Annotated in this window: 17 protein-coding genes; 3 read left to right on the top strand and 14 right to left on the bottom strand. The window is 74.4% G+C overall.

The window, feature by feature from the left end; genetic code table 11:
* Positions 1–16: 16 nt before the first annotated feature.
* The 7 genes from murQ to lplB all read right to left on the bottom strand — a co-directional run bounded on the left by murQ (position 17) and on the right by lplB (position 8,357).
* On the bottom strand, positions 17–991 hold the full coding sequence (gene murQ / locus ACQP60_RS10030) for an N-acetylmuramic acid 6-phosphate etherase (RefSeq protein ID WP_429731573.1): 975 nt from the start codon (positions 989–991) through the stop codon (positions 17–19).
* Entirely contained in the window at positions 988–2,256 is a 1,269-nt protein-coding gene (locus tag ACQP60_RS10025; protein ID WP_429731570.1) for an anhydro-N-acetylmuramic acid kinase, read from the bottom strand. The genes murQ and ACQP60_RS10025 overlap by 4 nt, the downstream gene beginning before the upstream one ends.
* A complete protein-coding gene (locus ACQP60_RS10020) occupies positions 2,253–3,830 on the bottom strand; it encodes a glycoside hydrolase family 3 N-terminal domain-containing protein (protein ID WP_429731567.1) in 1,578 nt (525 codons plus the stop codon). Before ACQP60_RS10020 ends, ACQP60_RS10025 begins: the two co-directional genes overlap by 4 nt.
* Entirely contained in the window at positions 3,827–4,654 is an 828-nt protein-coding gene (locus ACQP60_RS10015; RefSeq protein WP_429731564.1) for a carbohydrate ABC transporter permease, read from the bottom strand. Before ACQP60_RS10015 ends, ACQP60_RS10020 begins: the two co-directional genes overlap by 4 nt.
* Entirely contained in the window at positions 4,651–5,622 is a 972-nt protein-coding gene (locus ACQP60_RS10010; protein WP_429731561.1) for a carbohydrate ABC transporter permease, read from the bottom strand. Before ACQP60_RS10010 ends, ACQP60_RS10015 begins: the two co-directional genes overlap by 4 nt.
* Positions 5,623–5,625: 3 nt before the next feature.
* Complete coding sequence (locus tag ACQP60_RS10005) at positions 5,626–6,930, bottom strand: sugar ABC transporter substrate-binding protein (RefSeq protein WP_429731558.1); 1,305 nt, start codon at positions 6,928–6,930, stop codon at positions 5,626–5,628.
* Positions 6,931–7,280: 350 nt separating this feature from the next.
* Positions 7,281–8,357 (bottom strand): lipoate-protein ligase small subunit, encoded by a 1,077-nt coding sequence (gene lplB, locus ACQP60_RS10000; protein ID WP_429731555.1) that lies wholly within the window; start codon positions 8,355–8,357, stop codon positions 7,281–7,283.
* Positions 8,358–8,494: 137 nt separating this feature from the next.
* Between lplB and ACQP60_RS09995 the strand changes: the two genes are divergently transcribed.
* Together ACQP60_RS09995 and ACQP60_RS09990 are read left to right on the top strand one after the other, a co-directional pair.
* Positions 8,495–9,571: an N-acetylglucosamine kinase gene (locus ACQP60_RS09995; protein ID WP_429731552.1), complete on the top strand. Its 1,077-nt coding sequence runs from the start codon at positions 8,495–8,497 to the stop codon at positions 9,569–9,571.
* Positions 9,568–10,455 (top strand): MurR/RpiR family transcriptional regulator, encoded by an 888-nt coding sequence (locus tag ACQP60_RS09990; protein WP_429731549.1) that lies wholly within the window; start codon positions 9,568–9,570, stop codon positions 10,453–10,455. Before ACQP60_RS09995 ends, ACQP60_RS09990 begins: the two co-directional genes overlap by 4 nt.
* Positions 10,456–10,479: 24 nt before the next feature.
* On the opposite strand, the gene cimA is transcribed toward ACQP60_RS09990, so the two are convergent.
* On the bottom strand, positions 10,480–12,129 hold the full coding sequence (gene cimA, locus ACQP60_RS09985; RefSeq protein WP_429731546.1) for a citramalate synthase: 1,650 nt from the start codon (positions 12,127–12,129) through the stop codon (positions 10,480–10,482).
* 274 nt (positions 12,130–12,403) lie between these two features.
* On the opposite strand from cimA, the gene ACQP60_RS09980 reads away from it, so the two are divergent.
* Positions 12,404–12,991, top strand: a complete 588-nt coding sequence (locus ACQP60_RS09980; protein WP_429731543.1) for a DUF6069 family protein — start codon at positions 12,404–12,406, stop codon at positions 12,989–12,991.
* Here the strand turns inward: ACQP60_RS09980 and ACQP60_RS09975 are convergent.
* The 6 genes from ACQP60_RS09975 to ilvC form a co-directional block, all read right to left on the bottom strand.
* Complete coding sequence (locus ACQP60_RS09975; RefSeq protein ID WP_429731540.1) at positions 12,942–14,117, bottom strand: winged helix DNA-binding domain-containing protein; 1,176 nt, start codon at positions 14,115–14,117, stop codon at positions 12,942–12,944. The genes ACQP60_RS09980 and ACQP60_RS09975 overlap by 50 nt on opposite strands.
* Before the next feature lie 38 nt (positions 14,118–14,155).
* Positions 14,156–15,313: a branched-chain amino acid aminotransferase gene (locus ACQP60_RS09970; RefSeq protein WP_429731537.1), complete on the bottom strand. Its 1,158-nt coding sequence runs from the start codon at positions 15,311–15,313 to the stop codon at positions 14,156–14,158.
* A 218-nt stretch (positions 15,314–15,531) separates the two neighbouring features.
* On the bottom strand, positions 15,532–16,575 hold the full coding sequence (locus tag ACQP60_RS09965) for a 3-isopropylmalate dehydrogenase (RefSeq protein ID WP_429731534.1): 1,044 nt from the start codon (positions 16,573–16,575) through the stop codon (positions 15,532–15,534).
* A 100-nt stretch (positions 16,576–16,675) separates the two neighbouring features.
* Positions 16,676–17,203, bottom strand: coding sequence for an ASCH domain-containing protein (locus ACQP60_RS09960; RefSeq protein ID WP_429731531.1), 528 nt, complete (start codon positions 17,201–17,203; stop codon positions 16,676–16,678).
* 93 nt (positions 17,204–17,296) lie between these two features.
* Positions 17,297–17,875 carry an ASCH domain-containing protein gene (locus tag ACQP60_RS09955; protein ID WP_429731528.1) on the bottom strand — a complete coding sequence of 193 codons (579 nt, stop codon included), beginning with the start codon at positions 17,873–17,875 and terminating at the stop codon, positions 17,297–17,299.
* Positions 17,876–17,996: 121 nt separating this feature from the next.
* Entirely contained in the window at positions 17,997–19,025 is a 1,029-nt protein-coding gene (gene ilvC / locus ACQP60_RS09950) for a ketol-acid reductoisomerase (protein WP_429731525.1), read from the bottom strand.
* Between the last annotated feature and the right edge of the window lies 1 nt (position 19,026).

Raw genomic sequence — 19,026 nt, 5'->3', positions numbered from 1 at the left:
GGGGCCGACGGGCTGGTCAGCGCGGCGGCGCGGCGCCCAGCCGGGCGAGCGCGCCGCGGACGCCGTCGCCGCCGTCGAGCGCCGCGCGCGCGGCGGCCGCGTCCACCCCCGCCAGCAGCATGACCAGCGCGACCTGCACCTCCCCGCCGGCGTCGGCGAGCACGGGCGCGCAGACCTCCGGCTCGAGGCCGGTCGCCTGGCTCAGCAGCCGCACGAGGCGGGCGCGAAGCTTCGCGTTGGACGCACGGACGTCGACCATGAGGTTCGAGTACGTCTTGCCCAGCCGGATCATCGTCGCGGTCGAGAACGTGTTGAGCACGATCTTCTGCGCGGTGGCGGCCTTCATCCGGGTCGAGCCGGTGACGGCCTCGGGGCCGGTGTCGAGCAGGATCGCGACGTCCGCCCGGTCGGCCAGCGGCGCGGACGGGTTGGCGCTGACGAGCGCGGTGCGCGCCCCGCGCTCGCGCGCCAGGTCGAGCGCCCCGCCGACGTACGGGGTGCGGCCGCTGGCCGCCAGCCCGACGACGAGGTCGTGCGGGCCGACGTGGTCCAGGTCACGGCGGGCGGCCTCGGCGTCGTCCTCCGCCCCCTCCACCGAGACGGTCATCGCGTCGGGACCGCCGGCGAGGTGCGCGTCGAACCACTCGGAACCGACGCCGTACGTGGGCAGCAGCTCGACGGCGTCGAGCACGCCGAGCCGCCCGGACGTGCCCGCGCCCGCGTAGTGCACGCGTCCGCCGGACCGGATCGCCTCGACCGCGAGCTCCACGGCCTGCGTGACGCGGAAGCGCTCCGCCCGCACCACGCTGGCGACGCCGGCGTCCTCGTCCATGATGAGGCGGACGACGTCGGCGGGCGGGAGCAGGTCGATGTCGGTCGTGCGCGGGTTGCGCTCCTCCGTCGGCGACACGAGGCGGGCGACGTCGAGCAGGTCGTCCGGGGTGTCGCCGCCCGGAGGCACGGCAGGGTCGGGCACGGTCGCTCCGCTCATCGGGTGCTTCCTCTCGTCAGGTCGCGCGCAGTGGTCGGGACGCTCGGCGCGGTGGTGAGCGCGAGGCGCCGCACGGGGCCCCCGACGGCGCCCACGGGCAGCGGCGTGGGTGGGGTGAGCGACCCCAGCACCACCGGGCGGCGGGCGCCGGTGGCCTGCCGGCGGTGCGGGCCGGGCGCGGTGCCCGGCACCCCGTGCACGCCGAGGAAACCGAGCAGCGCGAAGAGGTAGGCCTCCTTGGCGTCCGACGGCAGCCCCAGGTCGTCCGCGGTGACCAGGGCGGTGCCGGCGGGGAGCCGCGCGCGCAGCCGGTCGCACAGCACCGGGTTCCGGGCGCCGCCGCCCGAGATCACGACCCGCTCGACCGTCCCGCCCGGCGCGTGGTCCGCGAGCGACCGCGCCACGGTGACGGCCGTGAGCTCGGTGAGCGTCGCGACCAGGTCGGCGGTGTCGAGCCGGTCGGCGCGCACCCCCGCGGCGGCGAGGCGCGTCGCCACGTACTCGCCGTCGAAGAGCTCCCGGCCGGTGGACCGCGGCACGGGGAGGTCGTAGTACGGCTCGTCGAGCAGCGCCTCCAGCGCCTCCGGGTCGACGACGCCGCGGGCGGCCAGCTCCCCGTCGCGGTCGAACGGCTGCCCGGTGAGCCGCTGCACGGCGGCGTCGAGCAGGCAGTTGCCGGGCCCCGTGTCCCAACCCAGGACAGGCTCGTCGTGCGCGCCGACCACCGTGACGTTGGCGATGCCGCCCACGTTGAGCGCCGCGCTGTACCCCGAGCCCGCGGGACCGTCGTGGCCCAGCCACAGCGCGTCGAGCACGCTCACGAGCGGCGCGCCCTGCCCGCCCGCGGCGACGTCCGCGACCCGGAAGTCGCTGACCACCGGTCGCCGGGCGCGCTCCGCGATCCAGGCCGGGTTGCCGAGCTGGAGCGTGCCGCGCGCGCGGCCCGCCACCACCCAGTGGTGCAGGGTCTGCCCGTGCGACGCCACGAGGTCCGCGTCCCCGCCCGCGAGGTCGTCGACGGCGCGTCGGGCGGCGGCGCCCAGCTCCTGCCCGACGAGCGTGTCGAGCTGGCACACCTCGCCCAGGTCCGCGGTGGCGGGCGGCAGCGCCGCGAGGATGCGACGGCGCAGGTGGTCGGGCCAGGCGTACTCGGCGTGCCCCAGCGGGCGCAGGGAGAGCGTGCCGTCGGGGCGCAGGTCGAGGTCCGCGGCCGCCGCGTCGATCGCGTCGACGCTGGTGCCGGACGAGATGCCGATGACGATCATCGTGCCCCCTCCCTGACGTCGGGCTCGCCGCCGTGCGCCATGTCGTGCGCGGGTGCTCCCGCGAGGAGCGCCGCGGCCGCCTCGGCGTTGGCCCGGCCGGTACCGCAGGCCAGGACGGTCGCGGGCAGCCCGCCCGGGAGCGCGGCGAGCCACCGCTCCCCCGCGGCCGGCACGCCCGTGTGCACGACGGCCAGGTCCGGGCGCGCCCGCTGCAGCCGTGCCAGCCGGGCGTGCTCGGCGCCGCCGGGGACGGGTTCACGGGTCACGACGACCAGCGGCCGTGCGGTGCCGCCGGCGTCGGCGAGCTCGCGCAGCAGCGCGTCGACGCCGTCGTCGTCCAGCGCGGGGTGCACGACGGCGCCCGGCCACCGGGCGGCGACCGCGCGCTGCACGTGCTGCGCGGTGCGGCCCGCCGCGTGATCGAGCCGCAGCCGCAGGTCGACGACGTCGGGCGCGCCCGCCGGCGCCGGCGTCGGGCCGACGGCGCGCACGGCCCGGCGCGCCGCCTCGGCCCCCACGGCGGCGAGCGCGTGCTGCGCCCGTGCCGCAGCGGCGCCGTCGACGACGACCCCCGCCGACGCGCGCCGGTCCCGCAGCCGGCGCACCAGGGAGTCCGTGCGCCATCGGGAGGCGTGGAGCCGGTCGAGGGAGATCCGTCCGGCGTCGAGCGCGGCGACGAGGGCGTCGGCGGCGGAGCGGAACAGCGCCTCGTCGTCCCGCCCCGTCGTCGTGCCCAGGCAGAGCAGGTCCGCGCCGCCCTCGACCGCGCGCACCGCCGCCTCGCCGACGTCCGCGCCGTCGGAGACGGCGCGCATGTCGAGGGCGTCGGTGACGATCGGCCCGGCGTGGCCGAGCTCCCGGGCGAGCGCCGCGACGGCGGGCTCGAGGGACGCGGGCGCGGGCCCGAGCGCGGGCACCACGACGTGCGCCGTCATGAGGGCGTCGGCGGCCTCCTCGGCGACGGCCGCCGCGAACGGCACGAGGTCACGACCGCGCAGCGTGTCGAGGTCGGCGTCGACGACGGGGAGCTCGAGGTGCGAGTCGACGGTCGTGGACCCGTGGCCCGGGAAGTGCTTGGCGCACGTGCCGACGCCGCCGCGCTGCAGGCCGCGGGCGAACGCGACGCCGTGCCGCGCGACCGGCGCCGGGTCGATGCCGAAGGACCGCACGCCGATGACCGGGTTGCCGGGCGCGTCGACGTCGAGCACGGGCGCGAGGTCGAGGTCGACGCCTGCCGCCGCGAGCAGGCGGCCCAGCGCCTCGCCCGCGGCCCCGGTGAGCTCCGGGTCGTCGACCGCCCCGAGAGCCGCGGCGCCCGGCAGCGACGACCCGGTCGCGGCCTCCAGCCGCGACACGTCGCCGCCCTCCTCGTCGGTCGCGACGAGCAGGTCGGGCGCGGCGTCGTGCAGGGCCGTCGTGAGCGCGGCCGTCGTCGCCAGGTCGGGCGTGTTGTGCGCGAAGAGCACCACGCCCGCGAGCCCGTCGCGCGCGGCGTCGAGCAGCCAGGCGGGCGGCGTCGTGCCGGTGAAGCCGGGCAGCAGCACCCCGTGCACGGCCCGCCGGACGGCGTTCACCCCTTCACCGCCCCGGACGTCAGCCCGGACGCGAGCCGGCGCTGGACGAGGATGAAGAAGATCATCACGGGCACCGTGATGATCGTCGAGGCGGCCATGATCGCGCCCCAGTCGTTGGAGTGCTGGCCGAAGAACGACCGCAGCCCGATGGCCACCGTGTAGTTCTGCGTCTCGCCGCCGAGCAGCGTCATCGCGAAGACGAACTCGTTCCAGGCCGTGATGAAGCTGAAGATGCTCGTGGCCACGAGCCCGGGGGCGACCAGCGGCAGCAGGATGGAACGGAACATCCGGCCCCAGGTGGCGCCGTCGAGGTACGCGGCCTCCTCGAGCTCCACCGGCACGGCGGCGACGAAGCCGCGCAGCATCCAGATGCCGAAGGGCAGCGCGAGTGCCACGTACACCACGACGAGGCCGGTCAGCGTGCCGAGCAGGTCGAGGTTGCGCACCTGGACGAACAGCGGGATGACGAGCGCCTCGAGCGGCACCATCTGCACGATCAGGACCAGCATGAGCACCTGCGTGCGGAGCCTGAAGCGGAACCGCGCCACCGCCACCGACGCCAGCAGGGCGAGCAGCGACGAGACGAGCACGGTCCCGAGCGCCACGAGCAGCGAGTTGCGCAGGAATACGTCGAAGCCGCCGTCGGTGAGCACGAACTCGAAGTGCTCGAGCGTCGGCTCGGCGGGCACGAAGGACGACCCGCGGCCGGCCTTGCCGTCGAGCGCGCTGACGAGCATCCAGTAGGCCGGGAAGAGGGTGAACAGCAGGAGCAGCGCGACGGCCACCCCCTTGCCCACCTGGGTCGCGGTCCGGGGCCGGCTCACAGCTCCTCCTCCTTGAGGATCGTGCGGACGTACACGACCGTGATGGCGAGCAGCAGCAGGGTCAGCAGCACCGCGATCGCGGCGCCGAAGCCGTACCGGTTCTGCCCGAACGACTCGGTGTACGACCAGACGCCGAGGTTGAGCACCTCGCGGTTGCTGCCCGCTCCGCCGGGCATGAGGTACACCTGCGCGAAGACCTTGAAGTCCCAGATGGTCGACAGGATGATCACGACGGCAAAGATCTGCTTGAGCTGCGGCACGATCACGGAGAAGAACCGCCGCCAGGCGCCGGCGCCGTCAATCTCCGCGGCCTCCAGCAGCTCCTTCGGCACGCCGAGCAGGCCCGCGAGCACGGTGATGGCGACGAACGGGAAGCCGTGGTGCACCACGTTGAGGAGCACGATCGCGTAGAAGGACCAGCGGTCGGTGAACCAGTTGACCGGCGCGTCCTGCAGGCCCAGCGCCTGGAGCACGTGGTTGAACACGCCGCGGTCGGCGTCGAAGATCCAGACCCACACGTACGTGCCGGTGACGGCGGGCATCGCCCAGGCCGCCATGATCGCGCTGGACACGATGGTGCGCCAGACGCGGCCGAGGGAGGCGAGCAGCACCGCCACGGCGGTGCCGAAGACCACCGTGAGGGACACCGACAGCACCGCGAAGGCCACGGTGTTCGGCAGCACCACCGCCCACAGCTGCTCGGAGGTGAACACCTCGACGTAGTTGGCGAGGCCGATCCAGTTGGGCTCGCCGGAGACGATCTCGCGCAGCCCGTAGTCCTGCAGGGAGAACAGCGCGACCCGCACCAGCGGCCACAGGAGCAGCACCGCCAGCACGAGCAGCGCGGGCGTCAGCAGCATCCAGGGCCGCACCCGCGCGAGGAGCGACTTGCCGAGCGGGCGGCGCCCGCCGGGCCCGGGCTGCTGCCCGGGCCCGGCGGGGACCGCGACGGGGAGGGTGCTCGTCATGCGTCAGCTGCCACCGTTGAGCAGCGACGTCATCTCGTCGGCCGCCTTCGTGCTGGCCGTCGCGACGTCCTCGCTCCCGGAGAGGATCGACTGCATCATCGTGCTCGTCGTGAGCTTGGCCTGCACGGCCCCGAAGTTCGGCGACACCGGCACGGACGCGCCGCCCTCGACGAACTGCTTCGCGAACGGGGCCACCAGCGGGTCGGTGCTCTCCAGCGTCTCGTCCAGGAGCGACGTCTGCCCCGGGAAGTAGCCGGCCTGCTCGCCCCACTTGGTGGCGAACTCGCCGGTCGTCATGAGCTTCACGAACGCGAACGCCAGGTCCTTGTCCTCCGCCGTCTCGAAGACGGACAGGTGCGAGCCGCCGAGCACCGACGGCGACATCCCGCCGTCCTTGCCGGGGATCGGGACGGCCGCGAACTTGCCGTCCATGTCCTTGTTCGCCTCGACGATGGCGCCCGGCGTCCAGGAGCCCATGATCGCCATGCCGACGTCGCCCTGCGCGAACGCGTCGAGCACGTCGGTCTCGCGCCAGGTCGTGGCGCCCGCCGACGAGTAGCCGTCGGCGGCGAGCCCGGTCCAGAAGCTCAGACCCTCCTGCGCCTCCGGGCTGTCGAGCCCCGACGTCCAGGTGTCGCCGTCGAGCGTCGCGACCTCGCCGCCGGCGCCCCACACCCACGGGTACACCGTGAACTCGGCGTCGCCGGGCACCGCGATCGCGGTCTTCTTCGGGAACTTCTCCTTGATGGCCTTGGCCGCCGACTCGATCTCCGCCCAGGTCGTGGGCGGCTCGACGCCGGCCTCCTCGAAGATCTCCGTGTTGTACACGAGCGAGCGGACGCCGGCGTACCAGGGCATGCCGTACAGCTGCCCGTCGTACGTGCCGGCCTCGACGAGGCCCTCCACCAGGTCGTCGCCCAGCCCGGCGTCCGCGACGTAGTCGTCCAGCGGCGCGAGCGCGCCCGCGTCGGCGAACTCCGGGGTCCAGGTGGTGCCGGTCTCCGCCACGTCGGGCGTCGTCTGGCCCGCGATCGAGGTGACGAACCGGTCGTGGGCGTCCGCCCACTCGACGAACTCGACGTTCAGCTCGGCACCCGTCTCCTCCTTGAACGCCGTGCCGACCTCGTCGAAGAAGTCGTCGGCGCTGGGGTTGGTGCCCTGCATGATCCAGACGTCGAGGGTCTTGCCCTCGCCGTCGACCGTCCCGTCGCCGCCCCCGTCGCCGGAGCCTCCGCTGCCGCACGCGGCGACACCGAGCGCCACCAGCGCCGCGGTGGCCACGGCCCCCACGTTCCTGCGGGTCCACATGTCTCGACGCATCCTCGTCCTCCCCCGGCGGCCGCTGGGCCGCCCTCCGTGGTGCGCGCCGCCGCCGTTGTCGCGGTCGCGCGCCGTTCTCGCGGTCATGTCCTGCCGACGTCCTCGTCGTCCGGCGTGACGTCGTCGTCTCGCTGTTCATGCTGATCGCCGTGGCGATACCCGTCGGAGGCACGGCACCGGGCGTCCTGAAAGGAAATTCCGGGGCGTAACCTCGTGAGGAAGATAACTGACCGGGCGCGGATATGGAAAGCCCCCGCACCAATCCGTGACGGGACGGTGACCTCGTCGGCGCGTCGCGGTCGGTGCGGGGCGGCGCGCGGGGCGCGCGCCGGGGTCGCTCAGGGCACCCGGTTGATCCAGGCCGGGTCGGCGAACTTCGTCCGGACCAGCTCCTCGGCCCGGGCCAGCTCCTCGGGCCGCAGCTCGGAGTCCACCGTCCGGTGATGGGCCTTGAAGTGGGCCTCGAACGCGTCCAGGATCTCGTCGCGCGACATGCCGGTCTGCGACCGCAGCGGGTCCACCCGCTTGTTCGCGCTGGCGGTGCCCTTGTCGGAGAGCTTCTCGCGGCCGATGCGCAGCACCTCGAGCATCTTCGCGTTGTCGATGTCGTAGGCCATCGTCATGTGGTGCAGCACGGCGCCGCCGGCCAGGCGCTTCTGCGCCGAGCCCGCGAGCTTGCCCGCGGGCGACGCGACGTCGTTCATGCCGGAGAAGTACGCCTCGACGCCGACGTCGTGCAGCGCTCCCAGCACCCACGAGTCGAGGAACGCGTACGACTGCTCGAACGACAGGCCGTCGACGAGCGACGCCGGCACGACCAGCGAGAACGTCACGCAGTTGCCGGCCTCCATGAACATGGCGCCGCCGCCGGAGATGCGGCGCACGACCGTGACGTCGTGCTCGCGCACGCCCACGGGGTCCACCTCGTTGCGCAGCGACTGGAACGACCCGATGAAGACGGCGCGCTCGTTCCAGTCCCAGAACCTCAGCGTCGGCCCGCGGCGCCCCTCCGCGAGCTCCTCGGTGAGCACCTGGTCCAGGGCGGCGAGCGTCGCCGGGGGCAGCGGGCCCGGACGCAGCACCTCGAAGGTGTGGTCGTCCCACGTCGTGGCGAGCCCCAGCGCGCGGCGCACCGCGACCGCGACGGCCCAGGCGTCGAAGCCCACCATCGTCACCGCGCCCGCCACGCGGCCGTCCTGCTCGGCGATCCGCAGACCGTCGTCGACGGCCCGTGCGAGCTCGCTCGTGGACGTCTCGCGCGGCAGCCCCGTGAGGGCGGAGTCGATCACCTCGAGGGCGTCGTCCGGCTCGAGGAAGAAGTCGCCGCTGAGCCTGACATCAGCGAGCAACCCGTCGCGCACGTCGAGGTCGACCGTCACGAGCTTGCCACCGGGAACCTTGTACTCACCATGCACGTCTCCACGGTAGCCGCGCCGCGCCCGCCGCGGAGGCGGCGTCGGTCACACCGCACCGCGCCCTTCCCACCCCGCGGCGGGCGAGATTCTTTTTGTGAGGCGCCCAGCCAGAGAAAATCGCTGCCACACTAGGTCCCGTGACCGGCCACGACGTCCCTCTCGCGCCCGAGCACGTCGTCGCCGTGGACGTCGGCGGCAGCGGCGCCCGCCTCGTCGCCGTGCCCGCGCACGGCACCGGCGGCACCGACGGCACGGACGGCACCCCGATCTCCCTCACCGGCCGCCCGGTCCGCATCAGCGCCGCCGGGAGCGACGCGGCCGACGTCGTGGCCGAGCTGGCGGACGCCCTCGCCGTGCGGCGGCCCGGGCTGCGCGTCGCCGCGGCCGCGGTGTCCGTCACCGGCCTCCCGTCGCTCGTGCCGGACCCGGGCGCCCTGCACGACGTGCTGCAGGCCGCGGGTGCCCGGTCCACGGCCGTCGCCGCGGACGCGCTCGCCGCACACCTCGGCGCCCTCGGCGGCCGACCCGGCGCCGTGGCCGCCGTCGGCACCGGCGCCATCGTCCTCGCCACGGACCTGCGCCGCCGGTGGCACCGCGCCGACGGCTGGGGCCACCTGCTCGGGGACCTCGGCTCCGGCTCGTGGATCGGCGCCCACGGGCTGCGCGCCGCCGTCGCCACCCACGACGGTCGCCCCGGTCCCGCCTCCCCCACGCTGCTCGCCGCCGCGCTCGAGCGGTTCGGCCCGGTCGAGGGCTGGCCCGCCGCGCTGTACGGGCGCCCCGACCGCGCGCACGTCCTCGCGTCCTTCACGCCCGCCGTCGCCGACGCCGCCCGCGCGGGCGACCTCGTCGCGAACGGCATCCTGCACGACGCCGGCACCCACCTCGCGGAGAGCCTCGCCGCCGCGCTGCGCCCCGGAATCCCGCCGCTCGCGGCCGCCACGGGCGGCGTGCTGCAGATCGGCGAGGCCGTCACCACGCCCCTGAAGGCCCGCCTGTCCGCCCTGCGGCCCGACGTCCGGCTCGTCCCCGCCGACGGGACGCCGCTCGACGGCGCGCTGCGCCTCGCCCGCTCCCTCGTCGACCCCCGCGACGGCGAGCTCGTGGAGCCCCACGACACCTGGCTCACCGTCCGAGCCGCCAGTGCCCGTAGTGCCACCAGTGCCATCGCCCCCACGTCTCCGGCGACCGCCGGGAAGGAGAACCGCGCATGAACGGTGACGTCCTCGTCCGGCTCCGCCAGGCGCTGCCCACGCTACGACCCGCGGAGGCGCGGATCGCCACGGTCGTGCTCGACGACCCGCCCGGCGTCGTCGGCGCCACCATCACCGAGCTCGCCGCCCGCGCGGGGACGTCGCAGGCGACGGTCGTCCGGTTCTGCCGCGCCGTCGGCTACGCCGGCTACCCCGAGTTCCGCATCGACCTCGCGCAGGCCACCAGCCGCCGCGCCGTCGAGCTGGAGCGCTCCGGCATCGCCGAGGGCGAGATCAACCGCACGGACACCGCCACCGACGTCGTGTCGAAGATCGCCTTCCACGAGGCGCGGACGATCGAGGAGACGGCGCGCATGCTCGACCTCGACGCCCTGGAGCACGCCGTCGAGGCCGTGGCCTCGGCGCCCCGCGTCGACGTCTACGGCGCCGGGTCCAGCGGCCTCACGGCGCAGGACCTCGGCCAGAAGCTCACCCGCATCGGCATCGCCTGCTTCGCCCCCGTCGACCTGCACGGCCAGCTCCAGTCCGCGGCGCTGCTGGGCGAGGGCTGCGTGGCCGTCGCGGTGTCGCACACGGGCACCACGATGGAGACCGTCCAGGCGCTCACGCTCGCGCGCGACGCGGGCGCCACCACCGTGGCCGTGACGAACTTCCCCGCCTCACCCCTGGCCGAGCTCGCCGACGTCGTCCTCGCGACGACGGCCCGCGAGACCCAGTTCCGGTCGGGCGCCATGTCGAGCCGGATCGCCCAGCTCGCCGTCGTCGACTTCCTCTTCGTCCGCGTGGCGCAGCGGCGCTACGACCGGACCACCGCCGCCCTCAAGGCGACGTACGAGGCGGTCCGGCCGCACCGCCTGACGAACGGCAGCCGCGCGGCGCGCTGACGGGCCCGGCGGGTCGGCGGGGAGTCAGCGCGGCTCGACGCCCGCGTGCAGCAGGCCGTACACGTACGCGTCGATGAGCGACTCCCACGCGGCCTCGATGACGTTCGGCCCCACGCCCACGGTGGACCACGAGTGCTGGCCGTCCGTGGTCTCCACCAGGACGCGGGTGGTGGCGTCGGTGCCCTGCTGGGCGTCGAGGATGCGCACCTTGAAGTCGATGAGCTCGAACTTCTCCATCTGCGGGTACACGCGCGTCAGCGCGCTGCGCAGCGCCTGGTCGAGGGCGTTCACGGGGCCGTTGCCCTCGCCCGTCGCGACGACGCGCTCCCCGCCGGCGTGCAGCTTCACCGTCGCCTCCGCGACCGCGTCGGCCTCCCGGCTCCCTGCGTCGTGCCCGGGGCCTCCGGCGACGGTCTCGACGATGGTGCGCCAGCTCTCGACGCGGAAGTACGCCTGCCGCGTGCCGAGGAGCTCCTCACGCAGCAGCAGCTCGAAGGACGCGTCGGCGGCGTCGAACGTGTAGCCCTGCGCCTCGGCGTCCTTGACCCGCGTCGTGACGCGGGTGAGCAGCTCGCCCTGCCCGCTGAGGTCGTAGCCGAGCTCGCGGCCCTTGAGCTCGATCGACGCGCGACCGGCCATGTCCGACACGAGCATGCGCATGTCGTTGCCCACGGCGGTGGGGTCGATGTGCTGGTACAGGTCCGGGTCCACCTTGATGGCGCTCGCGTGGATGCCGGCCTTGTGCGCGAAGGCGCTCGCCCCCACGTAGGGCTGGCGCGCGTACGGCGAGATGTTCGTGATCTCGGCGACGGCGTGCGCGATGCGCGTCGCCTCCTCCAGGCCGTCGCCCGCGAGCGTGCGCAGCCCGTGCTTGAGCTCGAGGTTCGCGACGACGGTGACGAGGTCCACGTTGCCCGTGCGCTCGCCGTAGCCGTTCACGGTGCCCTGCACGTGCCACGCCCCGGCGGCGACCGCGGCCAGCGTGTTCGCGACGGCGCAGCCCGAGTCGTTGTGGGCGTGCATGCCGAGCAGCCGGTCCCCCGCGACGGCGTCGCGCCCGTGCGGCAGGCCCAGCGACTCGCGCACCTCGGTCACGACGTCGGTCACCCAGTGGGGCAGCATCCCGCCGTTCGTGTCGCACAGCGTGACCACCTCGGCGCCGGCCTCGAACGCCGTCTCCACGGCCGTCCGGGCGAACGTCGGCTCGAACCGGTAGCCGTCGAAGAAGTGCTCGGCGTCCACCACGACGCGGCGCCCCTCGCCCACGAGGAAGGCCACGGTGTCGGCGATCATCGCCAGGCCCTCGTCGGGCGTGGTGCGCAGGGCGCGCTCGACGTGCCGCACGTCGAACTTCGACACGAGGGTCACGACCGGCGCCTCGGAGTCGAGCAGGGCGCGCACCTGGGGGTCGTCCCAGGCGCGGGTGCCCGCCTTGCGGGTGGAGCCGAACGCGGCGAGCACGGCGTGCCGCAGGTCGAGCTCCTTCGCGGCCCGCCGGAAGAACTCGGTGTCCTTGGGGATCGCTCCCGGCCAGCCGCCCTCGATGAAGCCCACGCCGAGCTCGTCCAGCAGCGGCGCGATGGCCAGCTTGTCCGCCACGGAGAGGTTCATGCCCTCCTGCTGCGCGCCGTCGCGCAGGGTGGTGTCGTACACGTGGAACGGGGTGGCGGTCATGCGGGACTCCCCAGGTCAAGAAGCTGAGCGTGCTGGTCAACAAAAAAGACCCCCCGGGGTACGGAAGGTCTGCGCGTCCGGCGGGTGGCCGGACGCGCTAGAGAATGATGAGCGAGCGACGCTGGTGCGCGAGGCGTGTCATGGGCCACATGGTGCCACACCCACGAGCCGGCCGGACAGGCCGTCCACGGCGTGGCCTCCGACGTCCCGCCCGTGCGACCGAACCGACGGTGTGGTCGGCTGGCAGCGTCACCGAGGTCAGGAGGCAGCACCGATGACCGACACGCGCCCGCCGGGCGGACCCGCCGGCCCCACCGGACCGACGCCCGGCGTGACTCCGGGAGACGTGCGTCCAGGCGTCACCCCGCCCCCGTCCGTCGTGCCGACGGCGGAGCCCGCGGACGCCTGGGACGCGCCGGCCCCGACGTCGCGCGGTCTGCTGGAGCTGGACCGGGGCCGCTACTGGTCCGGGGCCGCCGTCACCGTCGTGGTCTGCGCCGTCCTCGGGCTCGCCGCGTCGGTGGTCTTCGACAGCGCGTTCGACGTCGGGCTGCTCGGCCCGTCCCGCCTCGTGCCCGACGCCCCCGGGCTCGCGTGGGCGCTGACCGGCGCCCTGTTCGCGCTGCTCGCGGCCGTGGTGCTCCAGCTCCTCGTGCGCGTCGTTCCGCGGCCGCGGATGTTCTTCGGCTGGCTGGTCGCGCTGGTCACCGTGATCCTCGCCGCCCTCGCGTTCACGGGTGGTGGCGACGCGGCCTCGGCGGTCGTGACCGCCCTCGTGTGGATCGTCGTGGGCGTCGCGGTCTCGGCGATGCTCAACGGCGTGCTCGGCCGGACTCTCGTGCGCCCTCGGCCGCCCAGGTGATCTCCCGCTCCGGGGAGTCGGCCGCGGCGAGGTCGAGCAGCGCGGCGGCCTCCGCCTCCAGCTCCTCCCGGTGTCGCGCCCACGCGTCGCCGCCGAACGGCTCGAGGTGCACGGTGGCCCGGCGGGCGTCGACGTCCAGGGTCCACGTCCCGGCCACCCGGCCGTCCACCCAGAGTGTGGGGAGCACGTCGGCATTGCGCCGGTAGACCAGGCCCGCGTGCTCGGGGTCGACGATCCGGGACCGCTCGTCGAGCGCCACGAGCAGCTGGTCCCAGCGCGGCAGGAGCCGCACGGGCGCGGGCACGTCCCCCGGCACGAGGTCGGCGTCGGCCAGGTCGACCAGCTCGCGGCCGTCGGGGGCGGCGTACGTCCGCAGCTCCAGCAGCGCGAGGGCCCGCTTCAGCGCCCCGACGCCGCGGATGCCCACCCCGCGGGCGACGTCGCGGGCGGACGCCGGCCCGAAGGCGCGCAGGTACGTCTCGACGGCGCGGGCCCGCGCCTCGTCCGGCGGGAACGCGGGCAGCGGGTGCGGCACCCGGTCGGCGAGCCAGCGTGCGCCGTCCTGGTAGCGGGCCGCGACGTGCGAGCCCCACAGCCCGCTGGGCGGCACGTGCACGAGGCCGCCGCCCGCGCTCGCGAGTCGCCACCACGCGCGGCTCACGCCCCCGGGGATCGCCGCGACGGCGTCGACCCCCGGGTACTGCTCCGCCGCGAACGCCTCGACCTCGTCGAGCGTGCGCGGCTCGGCGCAGAACGCCCGCACGGCGGCGTTGAGGCCCACGAGGTCGACGCCGGCCCGCCGGGCGCTCGCCCGCCACGCCGCCAGCCGCTGCTCCGCCGAGACAGCGTCGAGCAGGGGCCAGTCCGCGCTCGGCACCACGTGGAGCGTGGACCGCATGACGGTCGCCTTCACCACGTCGCCGCCGGTGAGGGCGTCCTCGAGGGCGCCGACGGTCTGCCCGGCACGCCGCGCCCACAGCGCGACGTACGGCATGTCGGCGTGCTGGGCCTGCAGGCCGCCCACCCGCCCGACGACGGCGGGGACGTCGTCGTCGGAGCGGGCGAGCAGCTGCTGGCGCGCGAGCGTGGTGCGGCCCAGCTCCTCGAGCGTGATCGGCGTGGGCATCGTGGTGACGGCTCCTCCCCGTCGGGCGTCCCGGGGGCTCAGGCGAGGCGGCGCATCCAGCCGTGCCGGTCTGCGGCCCGGCCGTACTGGATGTCGGTGAGCTCGTCGCGGATCGCCATGGTGAGCTCGCCCGGCTCGCCACCGGAGACCTGCAGGTCGAACTCGTCGCCCGCGAGGCGGCCGACGGGCGTGATGACCGCCGCCGTGCCGCAGGCGAAGATCTCGCGCACGGTGCCGTCCTGGAGGCCGGCGACGACCTCGGCGAGCGGCACGCGGCGCTCCACGGCCTGGTGCCCGCGGTCCTGGGCGAGCTGCAGGATGGACGAGCGGGTGACGCCCTCGAGGAACGAGCCGGTGAGCTCCGGCGTGTGCACGGAGCCGTCCGCCATCACGACGAAGACGTTCATGCCGCCGAGCTCCTCGAGCGCGGTGTTGGTCGTCGCGTCGAGGTAGCAGACCTGGTCGAAGCCCTTCTCGGCCGCGAGCTGCTGCGGCAGCAGGCTCGACGCGTAGTTGCCGCCGTACTTCGCGTCGCCCGTGCCGCCGGGACCGGAGCGGTGGTAGTGCTCGTCGATCCAGATCGACACCGGCTTCACGCCGCCGGCGAAGTACGGGCCGACGGGCGAGGCGATGACGAGGTACTCGGCCTCGTTCGTGGGACGCACGCCGAGGAACGCCTCCGACGCGAACGTGAAGGGCCGCAGGTAGAGGCTGAAGTCCTCGCCCGAGGGCACCCAGTCGATGTCCGTGCGCACGAGGGCCGCGATGGAGCCGATGAAGTCGTCCACCGACAGGGCGGGCAGCGCCAGGCGGTGCGCCGAGCGCGCGAAGCGGGCGGCGTTGGCGTCCGGGCGGAACGTCCAGACGGAGCCGTCGGCGTGCCGGTACGCCTTCATCCCCTCGAAGATCTCCTGCGCGTAGTGCAGGACGGCGGTGGCGGGGTCGAGCTGCAGCGGGCCGTACTTCTCGACGCGGCGGTCGAGCCAGCCGTCGCCCCGGCGCCAGCTGATGCGCGCCATGTGGTCGGTGAACACGGTGCCGAACTTCGGCGCCTGCAGCGCGGCCTCGCGCTCGGCGTCCGGGGTGGGGCTGTCCGTGGCGCGCACGTCGAACAGGGCGACGAGGTCCTCGAGCTCGGCCGGGAGGATTCCCGGCGTGCTGCTCGACGTGGACGAAGAAGTGCTGGAAGTGGTCATGATCGGGGGCCTTTCACCGGGTGACCCCTGTAGTTTTCCACGACCGTGCACCTCGTGGGCACCGGCGTCGCTCCGACCACAGCGGCCACCCGGACGGAGAGGGACGTCGGGTGATCGACAGGGGGATGACGGCCGGGGCGGGCGGTGGCTCGGACGACACGTCCGACGGCGCGGCGCGGGTGGCGCCGCGCCGTCCGGCGAGGGCGGTGGGACCGCCGTCAGCCGTTGACGCGTGCGGCGAGGTCGCGCCCGACCTCGGCCGTCGTGCGTACTCGGTCGCCGCGCTCCGCGAGGTCGGCGGCGACGGCCGCCTCCACGCGGGCGGACTCCTCGGTGAGGCCGAGGTGGTCGAGCAGGAGCGACACCGACAGCACGGTGGCGGTCGGGTCGGCCTTGCCCTGGCCGGCGATGTCCGGCGCCGAGCCGTGCACCGGCTCGAACATGGACGGCGCCGTGCGGTCCGGGTTGATGTTCGCCGACGCGGCGAGGCCGATGCCGCCGGTGATGGCGGCGGCCTGGTCCGTGAGGATGTCGCCGAACAGGTTGTCGGTGACGATCACGTCGAACCGCGACGGGTTCGTGGTGAGGAAGATCGTGGCGGCGTCCACGTGCAGGTAGTCCGTGGTGACGTCGGGGAACTCGGCGTTGACGGCCTCGACCGTGCGGCGCCACAGGTGCCCGGCGTGCACGAGCACGTTGTGCTTGTGCACCAGCGTGAGGTGCTTGCGCGGGCGGGCCTGCGCGCGGGCGAAGGCGTCGCGCACGACGCGCTCCACGCCGAACGCCGTGTTGACCGAGACCTCGGTCGCGATCTCGTGCGGGGTGCCGACGCGCAGCGCGCCGCCGTTGCCCACGTACGGGCCCTCGGTGCCCTCGCGCACGACGACGAAGTCGACGTCGCCGGGGTTCGCCAGCGGGCTGGTCACGCCGGGGTACAGCTTGCCCGGGCGGAGGTTCACGTAGTGGTCCAGCGAGAACCGGAGCTTGAGCAGCAGCCCGCGCTCGAGGACGCCCGACGGCACGCTCGGGTCGCCGATGGCACCCAGCAGGATCGCGTCGTGCTGCTTGATGGCGTCGAGGTCGGCGTCGGTGAGCGTCTCGCCCGTCGCGTGCCAGCGGCGCGCGCCCAGGTCGAACTCCGTGGTGGAGATCTTGACGTCCGAACCGGCCACCGCCGCCTCGAGGACCGCCAGGCCCTGCTCCACGACTTCCGTGCCGATACCGTCGCCGGCCACCACTGCCAGGTCGATGCTCCGCGTCATGGGCCGAGCCTAAGCCCGTCGAATCATGATGCGGACACGAATCTCATTTGCTGGACACGCACGGTCGTGACCTCGCAGGTCATGGGCCCGCGGGAAGGGGTCACGCGCGGTAGAGCACCTTGAACCGCTCGCAGACCACCGGCATCGACAGGTCAAACTCGCGACCGATCTGCGGCAGCGTGCGGCGCCAGTAGCGCTCGTGCCCCTCGCGCCAGTCGGCCAGGGAGCGGTCGCCCTCCCCCTCCGCCGCGGCGTGCTCGGCGGTCACCTCGTCGAACGGGACGGTCTCGACCTGCGTCGTCCGGATGAGGAGGCGCGGCTCGCCCGCGCCGTCGAGCACGATCGAGAGGTCGCCCTTGCGGGGCAGCGGCTCGTCGGCGGCCTCGTACTCCCAGACCGCGGCGGCGGTGCCGGTCTTGACGCCGTCCAGGACGAGGCCCAACAGCTCGTCGGCCAGCTCGGGAGAGTCCCCGAACGACCAGGCCGGCGGGGGCACCAGGTTCTCCGACCGCTCCCCCACGGCTCCCCCGTGGCTGGTCCGGCCGGCGCTCGGGCGCGCGACGTCCCAGAACTCGGTGATGCTGTCGGCCTGCTCGGAGTTCAGCCCGGGGTTCGCGTCGTCGGTCATGCCCGCCATCCTGCCAGGTCACGACCCACCCGGCTGGCACCGGGCCCGGGCCCTCTGGGACCCGTGGCGTCGTCCGGACGGTCGCGCGCCCGTTCATGCGGGGAAGAGCACGGTGAAGCGCTCGCACACCACCAGCATCGACGGGTCCAGCTCTCGCCCCAGGGCCACGAGCGAGCCGCGCCAGGCGCGCTGGTGCTCCGCGCGCCACGACTCGATGCTGCGATCGCCCTCGCCCTCGAGCCAGGCGTGCTCGGCCGTGACGTCCGCGAACGGCACGATCTCGACCTGCGTCGTGCGGATCAGGGCGCCCGGCTCGCCCCTGCCGTCCAGGACGATCGACAGGTCCCCGGCGACGGGCAACGGGTCGCCGACGTCCTCGAACTCGACGACCAGCGAGGCCGCCGCCGTCTTGCGCCCCGCCAGCACCAGGGCGAGGAGCTCGTCGGCGAGCCGGGGCGAGTCCCCGAACGCCCAGGCGTCCGGCGGCGCGGCGTCCTCCGACCACTCCTCCACCCGCTCCCCGGCCCCGGCGGCGCGGCCGACGCGCCCCGCCGTCCGGCGGGCGGCATCCCAGAACTCCGCGACGCGCTCGGCCAGGGCCTCGTCCTGGACCGCTCCACCGGGGCGGTCCTGCCGTGCGACGGTCACGGGGCGCGGCCTGTCATCGCTCATGCCGGCCATCCTGCCCGGCGGCCACGCGCACGGCCTGCACGGCCCTTGTCCCGGACGCACGTGCGGCCGCCGCCCCCGGGTAGGGGACGACGGCCGCGCGCGTCGCTGCTGACGGGATGGGTCAGCGAGCGGCGCTGCCCTCCGTGTAGTCGGAGTCAGCGGGCTTGATCCACGAGAACATCTTCCGGAGCTCGCGCCCGGTGGTCTCGATCGGGTGCGCCTCGCCCTTCTCGCGCAGCGCGGTGAACTCGGGCGCGCCGGCGTCCTGGTCCGCGATGAAGCGCTCGGCGAAGGCGCCGTTCTGGATGTCCGCGAGGACGGCCTTCATGTTCTCCTTGACGTGCGGGTCGATGACGCGCGGGCCGGAGACGTAGTCGCCGTACTCGGCCGTGTCGGAGACGGACCAGCGCTGCTTGGCGATGCCGCCCTCGACCATGAGGTCGACGATCAGCTTCAGCTCGTGCAGCACCTCGAAGTAGGCGACCTCGGGCTGGTAGCCCGCCTCGGTCAGCGTCTCGAAGCCGTACTGGACCAGCTGCGAGGCGCCGCCGCACAGCACGGCCTGCTCGCCGAAGAGGTCGGTCTCGGTCTCCTCGGTGAACGTGGTCTTGATGCCACCGGCGCGCAGGCCACCGATGCCCTTCGCGTAGGACAGGGCGAGCTCCCAGGCGGAGCCCGACGCGTCCTGCTCGACGGCGACGATCACGGGGACGCCGCGGCCGTCGACGTACTCGCGGCGCACGAGGTGGCCCGGGCCCTTGGGGGCGACCATGAGCACGTCGTGGCCGGCCTCGGGCTTGATGTAGCCGAAGCGGATGTTGAAGCCGTGCCCGAAGACGAGCGCCGCACCCTCGTTGAGGTTCGGGGCGATCTCGTCGCGGTACACGTGCCGCTGCACCTGGTCCGGCGCGAGGATGACGACGACGTCGGCCTCCTTGACCGCGTCGGCGACGGACAGCACGCGCAGGCCCTCGTCCTCGGCCTTCTTCACCGACGCCGAGCCGTCGCGCAGGCCGACGCGGACGTCGACGCCCGAGTCGCGCAGGTTCAGCGCGTGCGCGTGGCCCTGGCTGCCGTAGCCGATGACGGCGACCTTGCGCTGCTGGATGATGGACAGGTCGGCGTCGTCGTCGTAGAACAGCTCAGCCACG

It is taken from the genome of Isoptericola variabilis (genome assembly GCF_050311655.1).
Lineage (GTDB): Bacteria > Actinomycetota > Actinomycetes > Actinomycetales > Cellulomonadaceae > Isoptericola > Isoptericola variabilis.
The sequence above is the reverse complement of the archived record's forward strand: the minus strand, read 5'-3'. Positions and strand labels throughout refer to the sequence as shown.